Origin of the sequence: Pseudomonas sp. HPB0071 (genome assembly GCF_000478505.2) — a bacterium.
Lineage (GTDB): Bacteria > Pseudomonadota > Gammaproteobacteria > Pseudomonadales > Pseudomonadaceae > Chryseomonas > Chryseomonas luteola.
The window spans coordinates 965,342-981,779 of the sequence record NZ_KI517367.1 but is presented as its reverse complement, the minus strand read 5'-3'; the positions used below and the strand labels follow the sequence as shown (position 1 = coordinate 981,779).

At 51.9% G+C, this 16,438-nt stretch carries 18 protein-coding genes, 2 tRNA genes and 3 rRNA genes (1 of these 23 only partly in view); 16 read left to right on the top strand and 7 right to left on the bottom strand.

The genetic code is table 11. The features are described from left to right. From HMPREF1487_RS04950 to HMPREF1487_RS04885, 14 genes are all read left to right on the top strand, one after another. Positions 1-84, top strand: a 16S ribosomal RNA gene (locus HMPREF1487_RS04950) (it extends 1,453 nt beyond the left edge of the window). Between the two features lie 98 nt (positions 85-182). Continuing rightward, a tRNA-Ile gene (locus HMPREF1487_RS04945) sits at positions 183-259 on the top strand. 6 nt (positions 260-265) lie between these two features. Then, positions 266-341 (top strand) — tRNA-Ala (locus tag HMPREF1487_RS04940). A 247-nt stretch (positions 342-588) separates the two neighbouring features. Beyond that, positions 589-3,479, top strand: a 23S ribosomal RNA gene (locus HMPREF1487_RS04935). A gap of 119 nt (positions 3,480-3,598) precedes the next feature. Next, positions 3,599-3,714 (top strand): 5S ribosomal RNA (rrf, locus tag HMPREF1487_RS04930). Together the 16S, 23S and 5S rRNA genes with 2 tRNA genes alongside form the textbook arrangement of a ribosomal RNA operon. A 62-nt stretch (positions 3,715-3,776) precedes the next feature. Then, positions 3,777-4,733, top strand: a complete 957-nt coding sequence (birA, locus tag HMPREF1487_RS04925) for a bifunctional biotin--[acetyl-CoA-carboxylase] ligase/biotin operon repressor BirA (RefSeq protein WP_010795498.1) — start codon at positions 3,777-3,779, stop codon at positions 4,731-4,733. After that, the gene (locus tag HMPREF1487_RS04920) at positions 4,723-5,472 is read left to right on the top strand and encodes a type III pantothenate kinase (RefSeq protein ID WP_010795497.1); all 750 of its coding nucleotides are present in this window, start codon (positions 4,723-4,725) and stop codon (positions 5,470-5,472) included. The genes birA and HMPREF1487_RS04920 overlap by 11 nt, the downstream gene beginning before the upstream one ends. 253 nt (positions 5,473-5,725) lie before the next feature. Next, a complete protein-coding gene (locus tag HMPREF1487_RS04910; protein ID WP_010795495.1) occupies positions 5,726-6,133 on the top strand; it encodes a DUF3301 domain-containing protein in 408 nt (135 codons plus the stop codon). Positions 6,134-6,419: 286 nt separating this feature from the next. Beyond that, positions 6,420-6,809, top strand: coding sequence for a hypothetical protein (locus HMPREF1487_RS04905; protein ID WP_037029747.1), 390 nt, complete (start codon positions 6,420-6,422; stop codon positions 6,807-6,809). 98 nt (positions 6,810-6,907) lie between these two features. Then, complete coding sequence (locus HMPREF1487_RS04900) at positions 6,908-7,702, top strand: SDR family NAD(P)-dependent oxidoreductase (RefSeq protein ID WP_010795493.1); 795 nt, start codon at positions 6,908-6,910, stop codon at positions 7,700-7,702. Next, entirely contained in the window at positions 7,668-8,201 is a 534-nt protein-coding gene (locus tag HMPREF1487_RS04895; protein ID WP_125912873.1) for a hypothetical protein, read from the top strand. Before HMPREF1487_RS04900 ends, HMPREF1487_RS04895 begins: the two co-directional genes overlap by 35 nt. Positions 8,202-8,419: 218 nt before the next feature. Continuing rightward, positions 8,420-9,316 carry a MurR/RpiR family transcriptional regulator gene (locus HMPREF1487_RS04890; protein ID WP_010795491.1) on the top strand — a complete coding sequence of 299 codons (897 nt, stop codon included), beginning with the start codon at positions 8,420-8,422 and terminating at the stop codon, positions 9,314-9,316. A gap of 77 nt (positions 9,317-9,393) precedes the next feature. Then, positions 9,394-9,549 carry a hypothetical protein gene (locus tag HMPREF1487_RS27230; protein ID WP_010795490.1) on the top strand — a complete coding sequence of 52 codons (156 nt, stop codon included), beginning with the start codon at positions 9,394-9,396 and terminating at the stop codon, positions 9,547-9,549. A 5-nt stretch (positions 9,550-9,554) separates the two neighbouring features. After that, positions 9,555-9,980 carry a DUF1810 domain-containing protein gene (locus HMPREF1487_RS04885; RefSeq protein ID WP_010795489.1) on the top strand — a complete coding sequence of 142 codons (426 nt, stop codon included), beginning with the start codon at positions 9,555-9,557 and terminating at the stop codon, positions 9,978-9,980. Positions 9,981-9,994: 14 nt separating this feature from the next. Here HMPREF1487_RS04885 and HMPREF1487_RS04880 read toward each other — a convergent pair whose 3' ends face one another. The 7 genes from HMPREF1487_RS04880 to yidD form a co-directional block, all read right to left on the bottom strand. Then, positions 9,995-10,372 carry a hypothetical protein gene (locus tag HMPREF1487_RS04880; RefSeq protein WP_010795488.1) on the bottom strand — a complete coding sequence of 126 codons (378 nt, stop codon included), beginning with the start codon at positions 10,370-10,372 and terminating at the stop codon, positions 9,995-9,997. Positions 10,373-10,489: 117 nt separating this feature from the next. Then, positions 10,490-11,632, bottom strand: a complete 1,143-nt coding sequence (locus HMPREF1487_RS04875; protein ID WP_010795487.1) for a hypothetical protein — start codon at positions 11,630-11,632, stop codon at positions 10,490-10,492. 83 nt (positions 11,633-11,715) lie between these two features. Further along, positions 11,716-12,219, bottom strand: coding sequence for a hypothetical protein (locus HMPREF1487_RS04870; protein WP_010795486.1), 504 nt, complete (start codon positions 12,217-12,219; stop codon positions 11,716-11,718). 232 nt (positions 12,220-12,451) lie between these two features. After that, on the bottom strand, positions 12,452-12,949 hold the full coding sequence (locus HMPREF1487_RS04865; RefSeq protein ID WP_010795485.1) for a hypothetical protein: 498 nt from the start codon (positions 12,947-12,949) through the stop codon (positions 12,452-12,454). A gap of 345 nt (positions 12,950-13,294) precedes the next feature. After that, complete coding sequence (locus tag HMPREF1487_RS27225) at positions 13,295-13,432, bottom strand: hypothetical protein (protein ID WP_010795484.1); 138 nt, start codon at positions 13,430-13,432, stop codon at positions 13,295-13,297. A 241-nt stretch (positions 13,433-13,673) separates the two neighbouring features. Then, positions 13,674-14,171, bottom strand: a complete 498-nt coding sequence (locus HMPREF1487_RS04855; RefSeq protein ID WP_010795483.1) for a hypothetical protein — start codon at positions 14,169-14,171, stop codon at positions 13,674-13,676. 120 nt (positions 14,172-14,291) lie between these two features. Beyond that, complete coding sequence (gene yidD / locus HMPREF1487_RS04850) at positions 14,292-14,546, bottom strand: membrane protein insertion efficiency factor YidD (protein WP_010795482.1); 255 nt, start codon at positions 14,544-14,546, stop codon at positions 14,292-14,294. Positions 14,547-14,672: 126 nt separating this feature from the next. Here yidD and pcaQ point away from each other — a divergent pair, with 126 nt between their 5' ends. Together pcaQ and pcaH are read left to right on the top strand one after the other, a co-directional pair. Next, positions 14,673-15,608: a pca operon transcription factor PcaQ gene (pcaQ, locus tag HMPREF1487_RS04845; RefSeq protein ID WP_010795481.1), complete on the top strand. Its 936-nt coding sequence runs from the start codon at positions 14,673-14,675 to the stop codon at positions 15,606-15,608. Positions 15,609-15,715: 107 nt separating this feature from the next. Then, a complete protein-coding gene (pcaH, locus tag HMPREF1487_RS04840) occupies positions 15,716-16,438 on the top strand; it encodes a protocatechuate 3,4-dioxygenase subunit beta (protein WP_010795480.1) in 723 nt (240 codons plus the stop codon).

Here is a 16,438-nt window from a genome sequence, read left to right as displayed (position 1 = left end):
ACGGTTACCACGGTGTGATTCATGACTGGGGTGAAGTCGTAACAAGGTAGCCGTAGGGGAACCTGCGGCTGGATCACCTCCTTAATCGATAGATCCCAGCTTTGGCATAAGCTCCCACACGAATTGCTTGATTCACTGAAATAAAGACGCGAGATGAGTCAAGACTCAAGCGTTAGACGATTGGGTCTGTAGCTCAGTTGGTTAGAGCGCACCCCTGATAAGGGTGAGGTCGGCAGTTCGAATCTGCCCAGACCCACCAATCGATGGGGCCATAGCTCAGCTGGGAGAGCGCCTGCTTTGCACGCAGGAGGTCAGGAGTTCGATCCTCCTTGGCTCCACCATCTAACACCGCGTTAAAGCTCAGAACTGAGTGCTTACCCCCCCCCTAAGGGTTGGGTCGGAGCATTGACTTCTGAACTTTGTTTTCAGACTGTTCTTTAAAAATTTGGGTATGTGATAGAAGTACGAACACATAGGCTGTTTCACTGCAGACTATGTGGTCAAGGTAAATTTGCGAGTTCAAGCGCAAGTTTTCGGCGAATGTCGTGTTCCAAACCAGACATAACTTCAGATTCTTTGGGGTTATATGGTCAAGTGAATAAGCGCATACGGTGGATTCCTTGGCAGTCAGAGGCGATGAAAGACGTGATAGCCTGCGATAAGCTTCGGGGAGTCGGCAAATAGACTGTGATCCGGAGATCTCTGAATGGGGGAACCCACCTGACATAAGTCAGGTATCTCACACTGAATCCATAGGTGTGAGAGGCGAACCAGGGGAACTGAAACATCTAAGTACCCTGAGGAAAAGAAATCAACCGAGATTCCCTAAGTAGTGGCGAGCGAACGGGGACTAGCCCTTAAGCTCAATTGATTTTAACCGAACGCTCTGGAAAGTGCGGCCATAGTGGGTGATAGCCCCGTAGGTGAAAGGATCTTTTGAGTGAAATCGAGTAGGACGGCGCACGTGAAACGTTGTCTGAATATGGGGGGACCATCCTCCAAGGCTAAATACTACTGACTGACCGATAGTGAACCAGTACCGTGAGGGAAAGGCGAAAAGAACCCCGGAGAGGGGAGTGAAATAGAACCTGAAACCGTATGCGTACAAGCAGTGGGAGCCTACTTTGTTGGGTGACTGCGTACCTTTTGTATAATGGGTCAGCGACTTATATTCAGTGGCAAGCTTAACCGTATAGGGAAGGCGTAGCGAAAGCGAGTCTTAATAGGGCGTTTTAGTCGCTGGGTATAGACCCGAAACCGGGCGATCTATCCATGAGCAGGTTGAAGGTTAGGTAACACTGACTGGAGGACCGAACCCACTTCCGTTGAAAAGGCAGGGGATGACTTGTGGATCGGAGTGAAAGGCTAATCAAGCTCGGAGATAGCTGGTTCTCCTCGAAAGCTATTTAGGTAGCGCCTCATGTATCACTCTGGGGGGTAGAGCACTGTTTCGGCTAGGGGGTCATCCCGACTTACCAAACCGATGCAAACTCCGAATACCCAGAAGTGCAAGCATGGGAGACACACGGCGGGTGCTAACGTCCGTCGTGAAAAGGGAAACAACCCAGACCGTCAGCTAAGGTCCCAAAGTTGTAGTTAAGTGGTAAACGATGTGGGAAGGCTTAGACAGCTAGGAGGTTGGCTTAGAAGCAGCCACCCTTTAAAGAAAGCGTAATAGCTCACTAGTCGAGTCGGCCTGCGCGGAAGATGTAACGGGGCTCAAACTACACACCGAAGCTACGGGTTCATCGCAAGATGAGCGGTAGAGGAGCGTTCTGTAAGCCTGTGAAGGTGAGTTGAGAAGCTTGCTGGAGGTATCAGAAGTGCGAATGCTGACATGAGTAACGACAATGCGAGTGAAAAACTCGCACGCCGAAAGACCAAGGGTTCCTGCGCAACGTTAATCGACGCAGGGTGAGTCGACCCCTAAGGCGAGGCTGAAAGGCGTAGTCGATGGGAAACAGGTTAATATTCCTGTACTTCTAATTACTGCGATGGGGGGACGGAGAAGGCTAGGCCAGCTTGGCGTTGGTTGTCCAAGTTTAAGGCGGTAGGCTGACTGTTTAGGTAAATCCGGACAGTTAAGGCCGAGAGCTGATGACGACTCTTCTTATGAAGAGGAAGTGGTTGATGCCATGCTTCCAGGAAAAGCCTCTAAGCTTCAGGTAATTAGAAATCGTACCCCAAACCGACACAGGTGGTCGGGTAGAGAATACCAAGGCGCTTGAGAGAACTCGGGTGAAGGAACTAGGCAAAATGGCACCGTAACTTCGGGAGAAGGTGCGCCGGTGAGGGTGAAGGACTTGCTCCGTAAGCCCATGCCGGTCGAAGATACCAGGCCGCTGCGACTGTTTATTAAAAACACAGCACTCTGCAAACACGAAAGTGGACGTATAGGGTGTGACGCCTGCCCGGTGCCGGAAGGTTAATTGATGGGGTTAGCGCAAGCGAAGCTCTTGATCGAAGCCCCGGTAAACGGCGGCCGTAACTATAACGGTCCTAAGGTAGCGAAATTCCTTGTCGGGTAAGTTCCGACCTGCACGAATGGCGTAACGATGGCGGCGCTGTCTCCACCCGAGACTCAGTGAAATTGAAATCGCTGTGAAGATGCAGTGTATCCGCGGCTAGACGGAAAGACCCCGTGAACCTTTACTGTAGCTTTGCACTGGACTTTGAGCCTGCTTGTGTAGGATAGGTGGGAGGCTTTGAAGCGAGGACGCCAGTTCTCGTGGAGCCATCCTTGAAATACCACCCTGGCATGCTTGAGGTTCTAACTCTGGTCCGTTATCCGGATCGAGGACAGTGTATGGTGGGCAGTTTGACTGGGGCGGTCTCCTCCTAAAGAGTAACGGAGGAGTACGAAGGTGCGCTCAGACCGGTCGGAAATCGGTCGCAGAGTATAAAGGCAAAAGCGCGCTTGACTGCGAGACAGACACGTCGAGCAGGTACGAAAGTAGGTCTTAGTGATCCGGTGGTTCTGTATGGAAGGGCCATCGCTCAACGGATAAAAGGTACTCCGGGGATAACAGGCTGATACCGCCCAAGAGTTCATATCGACGGCGGTGTTTGGCACCTCGATGTCGGCTCATCACATCCTGGGGCTGAAGCCGGTCCCAAGGGTATGGCTGTTCGCCATTTAAAGTGGTACGCGAGCTGGGTTTAGAACGTCGTGAGACAGTTCGGTCCCTATCTGCCGTGGACGTTTGAGATTTGAGAGGGGCTGCTCCTAGTACGAGAGGACCGGAGTGGACGAACCTCTGGTGTTCCGGTTGTCACGCCAGTGGCATTGCCGGGTAGCTATGTTCGGAAAAGATAACCGCTGAAAGCATCTAAGCGGGAAACTTGCCTCAAGATGAGATCTCACTGGAGCCTTGAGCTTCCTGAAGGGCCGTTGAAGACTACAACGTTGATAGGTCGGGTGTGTAAGCGCTGTGAGGCGTTGAGCTAACCGATACTAATTGCCCGTGAGGCTTGACCATATAACACCCAAACAATCTGTTGTTTGGTAAAGACCAGCCGAAAGCTTGGTTGAACCGCAAAATACCAATCACATATCCATTCGGGGAAACGACTAGACACCGGTTCCCCACCCGAATTGCTTGACGACCATAGAGCGTTGGAACCACCTGATCCCTTTCCGAACTCAGAAGTGAAACGATGCATCGCCGATGGTAGTGTGGGGTTTCCCCATGTGAGAGTAGGTCATCGTCAAGCACCTATACCCAAAACCCCCAGGCCTAACCGCCCGGGGGTTTTGCTTTGTGCGGATAAAAAATATGGCTGTTTCCCTACTACTTGAATGCCTTGCTGATGGTCAGTTTCATTCCGGAGAAGAGTTGGGGGCGCTTCTAGGTGTTAGCCGTAGTGCCGTCTGGAAGCAGCTGCAAGGAATAGAGCAACGTACAGGTTTATCTTTTTTTAAAGTACCTGGAAAAGGGTACCGTCTCGCTGAACCTCTCAATCTGCTGGCAAATAGCCGGATAGACTTTGATGAGTGGCCAATAGAAATCCTGGATACGATTGACTCTACGAATGCTGAGGCGCTGCGGCGTGTCATGGGGCAGCGTGGCCACGCGCCTTTCGTGCTGTTGGCTGAGCACCAGACCTCTGGCAGAGGGCGTCGGGGAAGGGCCTGGGTTAGTCCATACGCAAAAAATCTCTACCTGACAGCAGCTGTTACCATTCATGGTGGTATCAAGCAGCTTGAAGGGTTGAGTCTGGTAGTGGGGCTTGCGGTTGCTTCAGCACTAAAAAAGCTCAGCTTAGTTGATGCTGGTTTAAAGTGGCCTAACGACATTCTCCTGTTTGGGCGCAAGCTATCTGGCATTCTTATCGAGTTGTCAGGTGATCCTGCTGATAGCTGTACGGCAATTATCGGCATTGGCTTGAATGTGAATATGAGAAATGCAGACAATATCGATCAACCATGGATTTCCTTATACGAGGCGCTCGGTAGGCCCGTTGATAGAAACCAGTTGGCTTCTAATGTGTTGCATGAGTTAAGTGATTATTTGAAACTGCATCAATCACATGGCTTTGCTGCATTGAAGGATTCATGGGAAGCCAATCATTTGTGGCAGGGACGAGAGGTGATTCTTTCTGCCGGTGCCAATCAAATCGAAGGTAAGGTGCTGGGTGTTGGATTGGATGGATCACTTAGATTAAATGTTAATGGCTACGAAAAGTCTTTTAATGGCGGTGAGCTCAGTTTGAGATTACGTAATGATTCTTGAGCTTGACTGCGGCAACAGTCTGATCAAATGGCGCGTCCTATCTAAAATTGATGGCGTTGTTGCCAGCGGTATCGCTCATTCTGATGATGAGCTGCTCGTAACGCTTGAATCTTATGAGAGCCTCTCCCTCAGCCATGGTCGGCTTGTCAGCGTTCGTAGCGATCTGGAAACTACAGGCTTAATTGAACGGCTAGACAGCACGTTTGGTTTTTCATGTCAGCAGGCAAAACCCGTAGCATCGTTTCTTGGTGTAAAGAATGGATATTCAGACTACGAACGACTGGGGATGGATCGTTGGCTTGCCCTTTTAGGCGGCTTTAAGCTGGCGGGTAACAAAGCATGTGTCGTGATTGATCTGGGAACCGCCGTTACTTCAGACTTTGTTGATCAGATTGGACAGCATGCGGGTGGCTTCATCTGTCCGGGGATTCCGCTCATGCGTCGAGAATTGCAGACGCATACTCGTCGAATTCGCTATAACCCAGAACTTGAGGCCACTAACGGGCATCCTCTGCCTGGAAGAAATACGATGCATGCTGTTGAGGGCGGATGCGTGTATATGCTCCGCGGATTTGTGAGGACGCAATATGATTTAGCCCTTGAGCTGCTAGGGGCTGATTTTGCTGTCTTTCTCACAGGGGGAGACGCTGAGCTGGTAAAAGACGTTATTCCCACTTCTCGTGTTGTGCCTGATCTGGTCTTTGACGGTTTGGCCTTGGCTTGCCCTGTGGACTCATAAATATGCGATGGCTTTTCGTTTTCCTGATGGCATTGAATGTGTTCTATTACGTGTGGAACCAACAGCAGGCGCCTTTGCGCGCAAAGGAAATTACTCCGCTAAGCTTGTATAAGAGCGAGCGTGACAACATACGTTTGCTACATGAGCCTGAGGCACCCTCGATGGGCGTTGGGGCTAAGCAATAAGCTAGCAGGGGCTAAATGGCTTTCTTGGTATTGAAGCGCTTGGGACGGCTTGGTTTAGGTGATTATTCATGCTGACCTTAGGTAACATTTTTGGATTTCTTCTGGTGGCCTCAGCCTGCGCCTGGCTATGGCATTCCCATGGTTTGCGTGAGCGTGCGCTCGCTTTGGCTAAAGAGCATTGTCGCAAGCGTGATGTAGAGCTGTTGGATGAGAATGTAGCGTTCCGCCGGTTTTCTTTTATGCGGGATGCGAAAGGCTTCAAGCGGTTTGCTCGCGTTTATGATTTTGAGTTTACCGCTACTGGCGAGCAGCGTCTGGCAGGTAAGGTAGTGCTGTTTGGTTACCGCTTAGGGCTTATTGAATTTGCCCCTTATGCGGTACCTGAAGCGCCAATGCTCAATGACCCGCGTGTGGTTGATATGGCCTCATGGCGACGTGCCCGTGAAGAGAAAGAGGATCGCCGCCGAGCCGACTGATCCATTGTAATTGCATCATGTTACCAATGATCCTTCTCCTACCGTAATAGCCGCTGTTGAGCCTCTTGGGTCGCTTAGGCCTTGTAGCCAACGTAACATCGCCAGGCTGGAAACGGTTCTGCAATCAGCACTTCAGCAAACGCCTCATCATTCTTTATCGGCTTCTTTTAGCATCACTGCTGTAGAACCCTTTAGCACCTCATAATCAGCTAGCCAGTGTATAAGCTGGCAAGACTCATGAGCTAGCAGTGTAGTGACATGCATCCGAAGTGTTTGAATCTGTTTTTTGTCTTATGCGACCATTTATAGCTGCCGAAAATCAGGACAGTTTTATCCTGCGTTCAATTGGGCTGGACGATTCGGCTTTGTGCTGGAGCAAACAACCACATCTATTTCTGACTTGGAGATCGCACCGTTGAGCAGCAATGTCGTCTCGATCAAACCTGACAGCCTAGAAGATCAAGAGCAGCTAGAGGCCCAGCTGAGTTTCTTGCAAAAGGCCTCTTTGAGATTGATGCATCGCAACGGTACAAAGGCGACCCTATTGGTTCTAGAGCGCTGGAAGACCAGCGACGATGAGATTCAGATCGTGTTTACTCCCGGTGTCGTTGAAGCCTTAGGATCGTTGGAGGGTCGTGAGTTACTCAAAGCAGCCATGAACGCTGCAACAGCCTGAGCGGCGCCAGGGACCTTTGCGTTGGATTTTTCGTCAGACTCGAATAATGGACTAGCCGTTGTGCTCATTGGCTCTTTTAACGTGTCTGGAGATTTTTCATGCAGATCGATCTTTCTGGTAAAACGGCAATCGTAACCGGCTCTACTCGTGGTATTGGTTTCGCTATTGCGAAAGGATTGGCTCAGGCAGGAGCGACTGTAGTTATAAACGGTCGATCGGCTCCATCAGTAGATAAGGCGGTTAGTCTCCTGCAGCAGTATGTACCGGATGCGACATTACGTGGAGTGGTTGCGGATGTCGGGAGCGTTGACGGATGTGCTGTATTGAAAGCTGCTGAGCCTGAGGTTGATATTCTAGTCAACAACACGGGTATATACGGGCCTCGAGACTTTTTTGAAACGGGCGATGATATTTGGACGGAGTTTTTTGAGGTCAACGTGATGTCTGGCGTTCGGCTCTCTCGGGAATATTTGCCTGGCATGGTCTCGAGGCAATGGGGGCGCGTAATCTTTATTTCTTCTGAATCAGCGCTCAATATTCCGGCCGACATGATTCATTACGGCTTTACCAAAACAGCCAATCTGTCCGTGGCGCGTGGATTGGCCAAACGGATGGCTGGTACAGGCGTGACAGTTAATTCCATTCTGCCAGGTCCAACGCTTTCTGAAGGCGTAGCGGAGATGCTCAAGGAGGCGAGCGAGCGTACTGGTCAGACTCTGGAGGAGGCGGCCGCTGATTTTGTAAGGGAAAACCGGCCTAGCTCCATTCTCCAGCGTGCAGCAACTACAGAGGAAGTCGCTAATCTGGTTGTCTACACAGCCTCTCCTCTGGCTTCAGCGACAACGGGTGCCGCGTTGCGTGTTGATGGTGGTGTTGTCGACACTATCGCCTGATATGTCATTGTTAAACTGGCTAGGGGTGTGGCTTCTTGGCAGTATTGTCTTAGCGACCGTCAGTGAGGCTGCGCCTTTGTCTCTTGGATTGGACAAGGCGCAGCTCGAACGGAGAATTCCTGCCTATTTAGCGGTGCTGCCTAGCTGCAAAGCCCTGATGCTGGGAGCGCCACACCCAATGAAGGATGAGGCCGGGTGGGTATATTCCGCTCGGGGCGCGTCCAGCTTTGACATGTCAGTAGAGACTACAGGCGAGCAGCTTACGCGTATCACTGTAAAAGCAGCAGCGCCTGTTTCTGATGCAGTGCTGCGCGATATGCGGTGCATAACTTATGCGCTGATGCGTGCGGTGGAACCTAAGTATTCAGTTTCGCATTTGGCTTTATCGTCTTCAAAACAGCTTTGGAGACTTGCGCAAAGCGAGCCTTATAGTCAGCTGTATTTTTTTACAGCATTTGAAGTACGGCTGACCCCTGTTCAGCTCGTTGTACAGCGATAATCTGGTCCAGAACAAGTCAATAAATTTTTTTCTAAAAAATTTTGTTTAGAAAAATAATCCTATGTTCTAAGCTGATATCCCGGCGAATGACAACGAAGCGAGCCGCCTTTAAATTCCTTTCTTTTGCAGATATTCCTGAAGAATGAAAGCATTTTCGATTACGTTGGCGTCTGGTTTCGTTAAGTGCTTGCTGTAACGATTCATCTAAAGGATTCGAAATGCTTAATACTGATTCTTCAAGCTCTTCCCTTGTAGCGCCTGCTAGTGTGGAAACTCTGCAGCAGATGATTACGGCAGAGTACGAGTCTCTGCCTCGTCAGCTCAAGCGTGTAGCGGCCTACATGAGCCAGCAAAGTGATCGTGTCATGGTTGATCGTATTAGCGATATTGCCCGCCAATGCGAAGTACACCCTTCGGCAATCGTACGGTTCTCTCAGCGTTTCGGCTTCAAAGGCTTCAGTGAAATGCAATCCCTGTTTCGTGAGGCTTATACGCATAAGGCAACACCTGTCCAGAACTATCAGCAGCGTATCCGGCGAATGATTGCCAACAAGTCTCAACCGGCTGCCGGAAGCGATTTGGCACGTGAATGCATAAGTGCCACACGTTCAGGACTGGATAGATTGGGAGAAGAGCTGGACGATCAGGCGTTCGAGAAAGCGGTCGACCTGCTGGTCAATGCGGAGAACATTTATGTAGTGGGGGTTCGTCGTTCATTTGCGGTAGCGCACTACCTTGTTTATAACCTGCAACACACCAACAAGCGTATTCATCTCGTGTCTGGCCTTGGCGGTAGCTATCGAGAACAGATGCGTAGCGTCCGAGCCAACGACCTCATCGTAGCCATTAGCTTTACGCCTTATGGTAAGGAAAGCCAGCAGTGCGTACGTATCGCTCAGCATAATCAAGCCAAGACGCTCATCATTACAGACAGCCAGTTGTCACCCCTGGCCAAGCGAGCCAGCGCATTGTTGCTGGTCAACGAGGGCAGTGCATTCGCTTTTCGTTCCCTGAGCGCAACGCTATGCCTTTGCCAGGCACTGTTCATTGCTCTGGCCTACCGCCTGGAAATGAAAGTGGATGAAATGCATGAGCAGGTGGGGTTCGATGACTGAATTTGCTCTTCAACTGTTGGGCACTACTGGCTGAGGATATTGCCTAAGCAGTACGTATTGAATCAATGAGGTGCATCATGGCCGACGAACATGCGAAGCGCAGCACGGCGGAAACGCCCGAGGAAGCCAGCAAGGTAGGTGAGGTGAACAAGTCCCAGAATGAGAAGGGGGGAGAGCAGCGCCGTACCAAATTCAACGAGCCAGAGGATCCACAGGCGCAGCGCTCACGGTAATCCACATGTCAGATCGTCATGATTTGCAACGCTTCGTGAGCGCTCAAGAGACTGTTTGGCAACAAGTGATTGCAGAGCTCCGCTCAGGTCATAAACGTACCCACTGGATGTGGTTCGTATTTCCGCAGTTGCAAGGACTTGGGCATAGCGCCATGGCGAGGCGGTATGCCATATCCGGGCTGGATGAAGCTACTGCCTACCTTGAGCATGAGCTTCTAGGGAGTCGGCTGAAAACGTGTTGTGAGATTGTGAATAGCCTGGAAGGGGCGTCGGTAGCGCAGGTTTTTGGTCATCCTGACGATTTGAAATTTCATTCATCAATGACGTTATTCGCACACGTTGCAGGGGAGCAGAGCCCTTATCAGGCGGCGTTGATCAAGTATTTCAATGGCCAGGAGGACGCTCAAACGTTGCGGTTGCTGAAGCAATAATACTCGCTGCGTGTCTAGGCGCGGGTGTCTTTGTTTTCTTGCAGAGAGTCGCCTAGTTGCTTATGGACTTCAGGTTGCTCAACTCCATCGACCCACCATTTCAAATGAGCACTGACCATTGTCTGAGGGGCGAAGCCCAGTTTGTTACGTACAGGGCAGGCTCCATCTTCGCTTGCCTTGACCTCACCAGCTTGGCGGGATCGGTTATTGCCGGCTTTGCCACTGGCCTGAACAATCATCTCAAACCGTACGGCTTGCCCGCTGCCTTTGAAACAGAGCTCTATGGAGGCTTGCTGTGGTGAAATTGCGATCAGGTTCAGATTGGCCTCTACAGGTGGAGTCGAGGCGGCAAGTAACATGGCAGTCATAGGCAGGGCGAAGAGTCCAGGCATGTCAGTCTACGTTACGATCATTTGAACAGGCTGGAGATCAGAGTAGCGCATCTTTGACCTCCTTGTGCAGACGCCCTCTAAATGAGGGCGTCCAAGGTACTGCTCAGATGCAAGCGCTTACTGCTGGGTAATGACAGCGCTGTTGCCAGTACCCGTCTGCGAGATGGTTGCAGAGTTGCCGATGGCAAACTCACCACGCTGCGTAATAGCAGCCTGGTTAGCTACCCCGGACTGGTAGACAACGGCATTGGCGGCCAGCTGCGATTCCAGCTGTTGAACGGTAGCGATGTTGTCGCTGCCATCCTGAGTAACGCTGGTGTAGTTGCTGTCGCCGCTCTGGCTTACATCAGCCGAATTGTTGGTGCCTGAAGTGGCGCCAGTCAGGTTGTTGCCACGACCAATCTGGGAAACGCTCAGCGTGTTGGCTGTGCCGTTCTGATCAAAATACAACTCGTTGAACTTACCATCCTGGAAGCTGGTAATGGCGTTGTTATCGCCGCGCTGGGAGATAGTGGCGAAGTCTGGACCACTGTACCCATCCTGGACCATGGCTACGGTATTGGCAGTGCCGTCCTGAGTAACGGTCGCTGTTTGGCCGTCGCCTGTCTGGGTCAGGGTAATGGCGTTGTTATCACCTGTCTGGGCCAGTGTTGCAGAAGCGTTCATACCGCTTTGCGTCACTTCAACCTGGTTGCCATTGCCGGTCGCGGTAGCGCTCAGCTGATGGGCATAGCCATCCTGGTTTATGATGTGGGAGTTGTCGTTGCCATTCTGGTTGATGGTAGCCACGCTGCTGCTGGACATGCCATAAGCAGCGCCGCCACCCTGGGTGACTTCAGCTACGTTGTTGCTACCCAGCTGGATAACCTGAGCCTGGTTGTCGTTGCCGGTCAACTGATAAACCGTAGACGAATTGGTGTCGCCGGTCTGGGTAACGGTTACTTGGCTGCTCTCCTGAGCTTCTTGATAAATGCTCGAATAGTTGTCGCTGCCTTCCTGCGCAGTGTTGGCAACGTTATTTGATCCGTCCTGGTACTGATAGGAAGTGCTATTCAGGGCAGCGCTCTGGGTCAGGGTTGCAGCATTACCATTACCGATCTGCTCCTGAATGCTCTTGCTGTTTTGAGTGCCGTTGATTTGTTCGGTCGTAATGGAGTTGTTGTCTCCATCCTGAGTAGTTTCAGCGGAGTTCATCTCAGCAAAGGCGTGTGAGCTGAGAGCGATCAGGATGGCGGCAGCAAGAGGCTTGAAGCTGTGCATGATTATTCCCTTTGTAGTAATCACAATAACGAGAAATGAAAATGTCGACGTTCTAATGCGTGATGTTTAAACATCCGTTGTTATCAGTACTGACGTACCACTGCGGTTTGGTTATTACCGTATTGCGTAATACTGGCCTGTTGATCGGTACCGTTCTGCTCAATGGAAGCGCTGTTATAAGCGCCGTACTGGTTGATCAGCGCGACGTTTGCCGAGCCGATCTGGGTAATGGAAGCCGTGTTGCCATAACCAGCCTGGGTAATAACTGCGGAGAGGTCAGCCCCTTGCTGAAGGATAAAGGCCTGCTGATCGTTACCAAGTTGTGAGATGAGCGCCTGTGAGTTAAGGCCTTGTTGGCTTAAGGTGGCCTGGTTGTTGTTACCGTTCTGCTGGATTTGAGCAACCAATCCGCCAGCCGATGCTGCAGCTGCCAGTGCGCGCGGGTCAGGCGTGCCGGCAAGGTCTGAAGTCGTCGTGGCGATATCGAAATTATCAAGCAGATCAGCCGCCTGGAGCGGCGGTACAACAAGGCTCATGCCGGAGAAGGCGAGCGCAAGTCCTGAGCACAATCTTTGCAGCGAATTCATGGCTAATCCCTGTATAGCGCTGTGCGGATTGTTGGCCGTACAGACGAAACTGGGTATCAACCAAAAGATTGAAAAGATGAGGCATTTAAGCCATGGAGGGATTAATCCATGGCTGCCGGAGGAGGCTGATCTAGAGCTGGCCAAGCCCGATGAACGGTATACCTAGCCAACCTCTACCATCAAGAGGCGTTAACTGATCTGGCTTTTGCTAAGCATTGATGGCTCCTTGGGCTCAGTATTGGCGAATGACAGCATTCTGATTGTTTCCGTATTGGATAATGCTGGCTTGCTGACCAGTACCATTCTGTTCGATGGCGGCATTGTTAGCGTTGCCGTACTGACTGATAACAGCAGCATTTGCTGACCCGGTCTGGGAGATCAGTGCGCTATTGGCTTCTCCTACCTGCTTGATGACGGCAGCCAGGTCTGAGCCTTGCTGCAGAATATAAGCCTGCTGGTCATTACCCTGTTGAGTAATGGTTGCCAGGGAGTTAAGCCCTTGCTGACTCAAGGTGGCCTGGTTGCTATTGCCATTTTGCTGGACCTGAGCGACGAGACCATTGACCGAGGCGGCAGCCAATGCACGTACATCGGGTGTGCCAGCCAAATCTGTCGATGAGGAGGCGATATCGAAGTTATCGAGCAGGTCAGCAGCCTGCAAATACAGTGGCGCTGCAAGGCAGCTTACTACCAGGGCCGTTTGAGAAAGCAGTCGTTGCAACATGGTCATGGCTAACTCCTGTTTAGCACTTACAAGTTTTGCTGACGGGTTCCCGCTTCGCTATCAATCTAAAGATTGAAACTTTAATCAAAGCGAAATAAAAAAGACTTAATTCTCTGGTATGGCCAACAGCAGGCGCTGCTTTACAGAGCGGCGCAACTCCTGTCCATTCATGGTGATCGCTGGCTGGTGCCATTGCCTTCCTGACGATAGTCCAACTCGTTAAAATTGCCACTCTGAGTCAGCATGGCCTGATTGTTTATTCTCTGCTCCTCTACCGTGGCAGTGCTGATCGACACAGCACGATTGGCTGCTCCAAGGAAAGCGTGTTGCCATTGCCCGTAGTCGATGCGGTTACGATAGGGCTCGCCCATCCTCGGGGAGGAAAGCGTTGTTGCCTGCCTGGTTGAGGCTTGCATTATTAATGACGGCTAGAGCAGGCAGGCCAAGCCTGGGCAAAGCAGCCGCAACGCTAGGTTTCATCATAAACATGACGTGCTCCTTGTAGTTATCGGGAGGGTAAAAGCCATACAGCTCTAACAGGCAGATAGCCGAACGCTACAGAGCATTGCCTGTAAGCGAGCTGTAGAAGTGAGCTAGGGCGGGATGCGGTTTTTTCTAACCTTTGTCAAACAAGTCTCTGCCGGCTGGGAATCGGGAGAGAGCACAGGAATAGATGGGACTTTGCACATGACATCTTCCTTTGACTTCATGAACAAGCGGCATTGAGCCGCTAGCGCTGTTGAACAGTGATGCTCTGGTTGTTTCCGAACTGGATAATACTGCCCTGTAAACCGGTGCCGTTCTGGTCGATCAGCGCTTCGTTATAGGCGCCATACTGATGGATAGCGGCTTGATTGGCTGAGCCTCGCTGAATGATAGAAGCGTTATGGCCCTGGCCGCTTTGCAGAATGACAGCGGTCAGCTCCGTACCATTTTGCAGCATGGCTGCCTGATGATTTCCACCGAGTTGTTGGATAGGTGCCTGACTGCCTAATCCGGTTTGGGTGAGAAAGGCCTGGCTGTCGCTGCCCTGCTGGATAACGGTGGCCGCTATGCGGTCGGCAGTCGATTGACCAAGGGAACCCTGGGCCTGCCGGGCGGCTACATCCGAGACCGTAGAAAGATCGAAGTTATTGAGCAGGTCCGCCGCGTTGGGCGTCTCGATGGAAAAGCCGAGACATGAAACCAGCAACGCAAACCTCAAACTGATCCGCTGCAGTACGTTCATGGCTATTTCCTCAATAGCGCTTCGTACTACGTTATCGCGCAGGGCGGGCCACTTGGGTATCGCTCTAAAGGGTGAAATTGCTCGCCTTTTAAAGAGGAGAGGAACTAGGCTGATCTCGTATTAGTGGCAGCGGTTCGAGTGTTTATCCTGGGTTTTGCAATGACAGGGAGGAACAGGGTCGATACCGCCCGGATGAAACGGGTGGCAGCGCAACAAACGGCGAATGGTCAGCCAGCTGCCACGCAAGGCACCGTGGGTCTGTAGGGCCTCAATGGCGTAATGCGAGCAGGAGGGATAGAAACGGCAGCGTGGGCCAATCATGGGGCTGATGAAGAGCTGGTAACCTCGTAGCAGAACGATCAACACTTTCTTCATGAGCTGAGGGGCTTATCTGGCAGCAGGGCGTGGGACGATCATTTTACCGGGTATGGCAGTTGGGTCGAGTGACTTGCCGACGGGTTGAGGTTAACAATGGCAGTCTGCTCCTGACGCTGGCGCGATATGAACATCGATACCCGTATCAAATTTCGACATCTCCTGTGCTTTATTGAAGTGGCTCAGCACCGCAGTTTCGCCAAGGCGGCCCATGCCGTGTCGGTTTCTCAGCCTGCCATTTCCAAGACCCTTAAGGAGCTTGAGGGCATTCTTGAGGCGCGCCTGTTCGAGCGGGACAAGAATGGCGTAGTGCTGACGCAAGCCGGTCAGGCCTTTATGCGTTATGCAGGCCCCTGCGTCCAAGCATTGCGAGATGGGGTCAATACGGTACGCAGCGGCGGGGTGCAGGGTGGCCAAGTACGGGTTGGGGTACTTTCGACAGTGGAAAGTCTGGTTATACCGGAGGTCATCAGGCGACTCCACGAACGCTACAGGGGGCTCACCATCAGTGTTACGACAGGCATGAGTACCTATCTACTCAATAAACTGAGAGTAGGTGAGCTGGATATTGTGGTGGGGCGCATGACGGACAACCCTGAAATCCGCGGCCTGAACTTCGAGCATCTGTATAGCGAGTCGATGACGTTGGTGGTTCGAAACGGTCATCCGTTGCAAGCAGCGACTGGAATTGACCGGCAACGACTGGCGGACTATCCCTGGGTTCTTCCGTTGACGGGCACCACAATTCGGCAGTACGCCGAAAGCTTTCTGGTGCAGTGTGGGATCAGCCTGATGTCGCAGCGGTTGGAGACGCTTTCGCCAGCGCTGAGCCGGCGCTATGTACTGTTAAGTGATGCCGTCTGGATTGCGCCTCTGGATGCCGTGGAGACCGACATCAAGGCTGGTGTGATGGCTGAGCTGTCTCTAGGCGTTCAGGAGCCGGGTGGCTCGATTGGCTTATGCCGCAACAATACGGCAACGCTTCCGCTGGCGGCGCAATGGTTCTGTGAGGTTCTACGGGAAGTCGCCAGCGAGCTGGTTGCCGAGCGATCAGCCTCATAACCATTTGGTTATGAATGATTGCCGTCATTTCAATTGGCTGGCCTGCGGCATTGCGCCACACTCCGGGCAACCCCTTTGATGGGTAAGGCTCTTTGTGGAGTAAAGCCATGAATAATAATTCCAATGACACTCGCTTTGTCGCCCGTGACCGTAACTGGCATCCCCATGCCTATACGCCTGGTTATAAGTCGTCTGTACCCCGTTCACCCCGACAGGCCTTGGTTAGCATTCAGCAAACGGTTTCTGAACGTACCGGCCCGGATTTTTCTCATCTTCAGTTGGGCAAGCACGATAACGATCTGCTGCTGAACTTCAATAATGGGGGCTTGCCACAGGGCGAGCGAATTATCCTGTTTGGACGAGTAGTCGATCAGTTTGGTAAGCCCGTACCGAAGACGTATGTAGAGATCTGGCAGGCTAACGCTGGTGGACGGTATCGCCATAAGAACGACGTCTACCTTGCGCCGCTCGATCCCAACTTTGGCGGTGTAGGACGTACCCTGACCGACAATGATGGCAACTATGTATTCCGTACCATCAAGCCGGGGCCTTATCCGTGGCGTAATGGGGTGAATGATTGGCGGCCCGCCCATATCCATGTTTCGGTCATGGGACCTTCGATTTCCACTCGATTGATTACGCAGCTGTATTTCGAAGGTGATCCGCTGATACCGATCTGCCCGATCGTGAAGTCGATTGCGAACCCGGAGGCCGTGCAGACACTTATTGCACGTCTGGACATGACCATGGCCAACCCGATGGACTGCTTGGCTTACCGTTTTGACATTGTGACGCGTGGCGCACGTCAAACCCATTTCGAGAACCTGTGA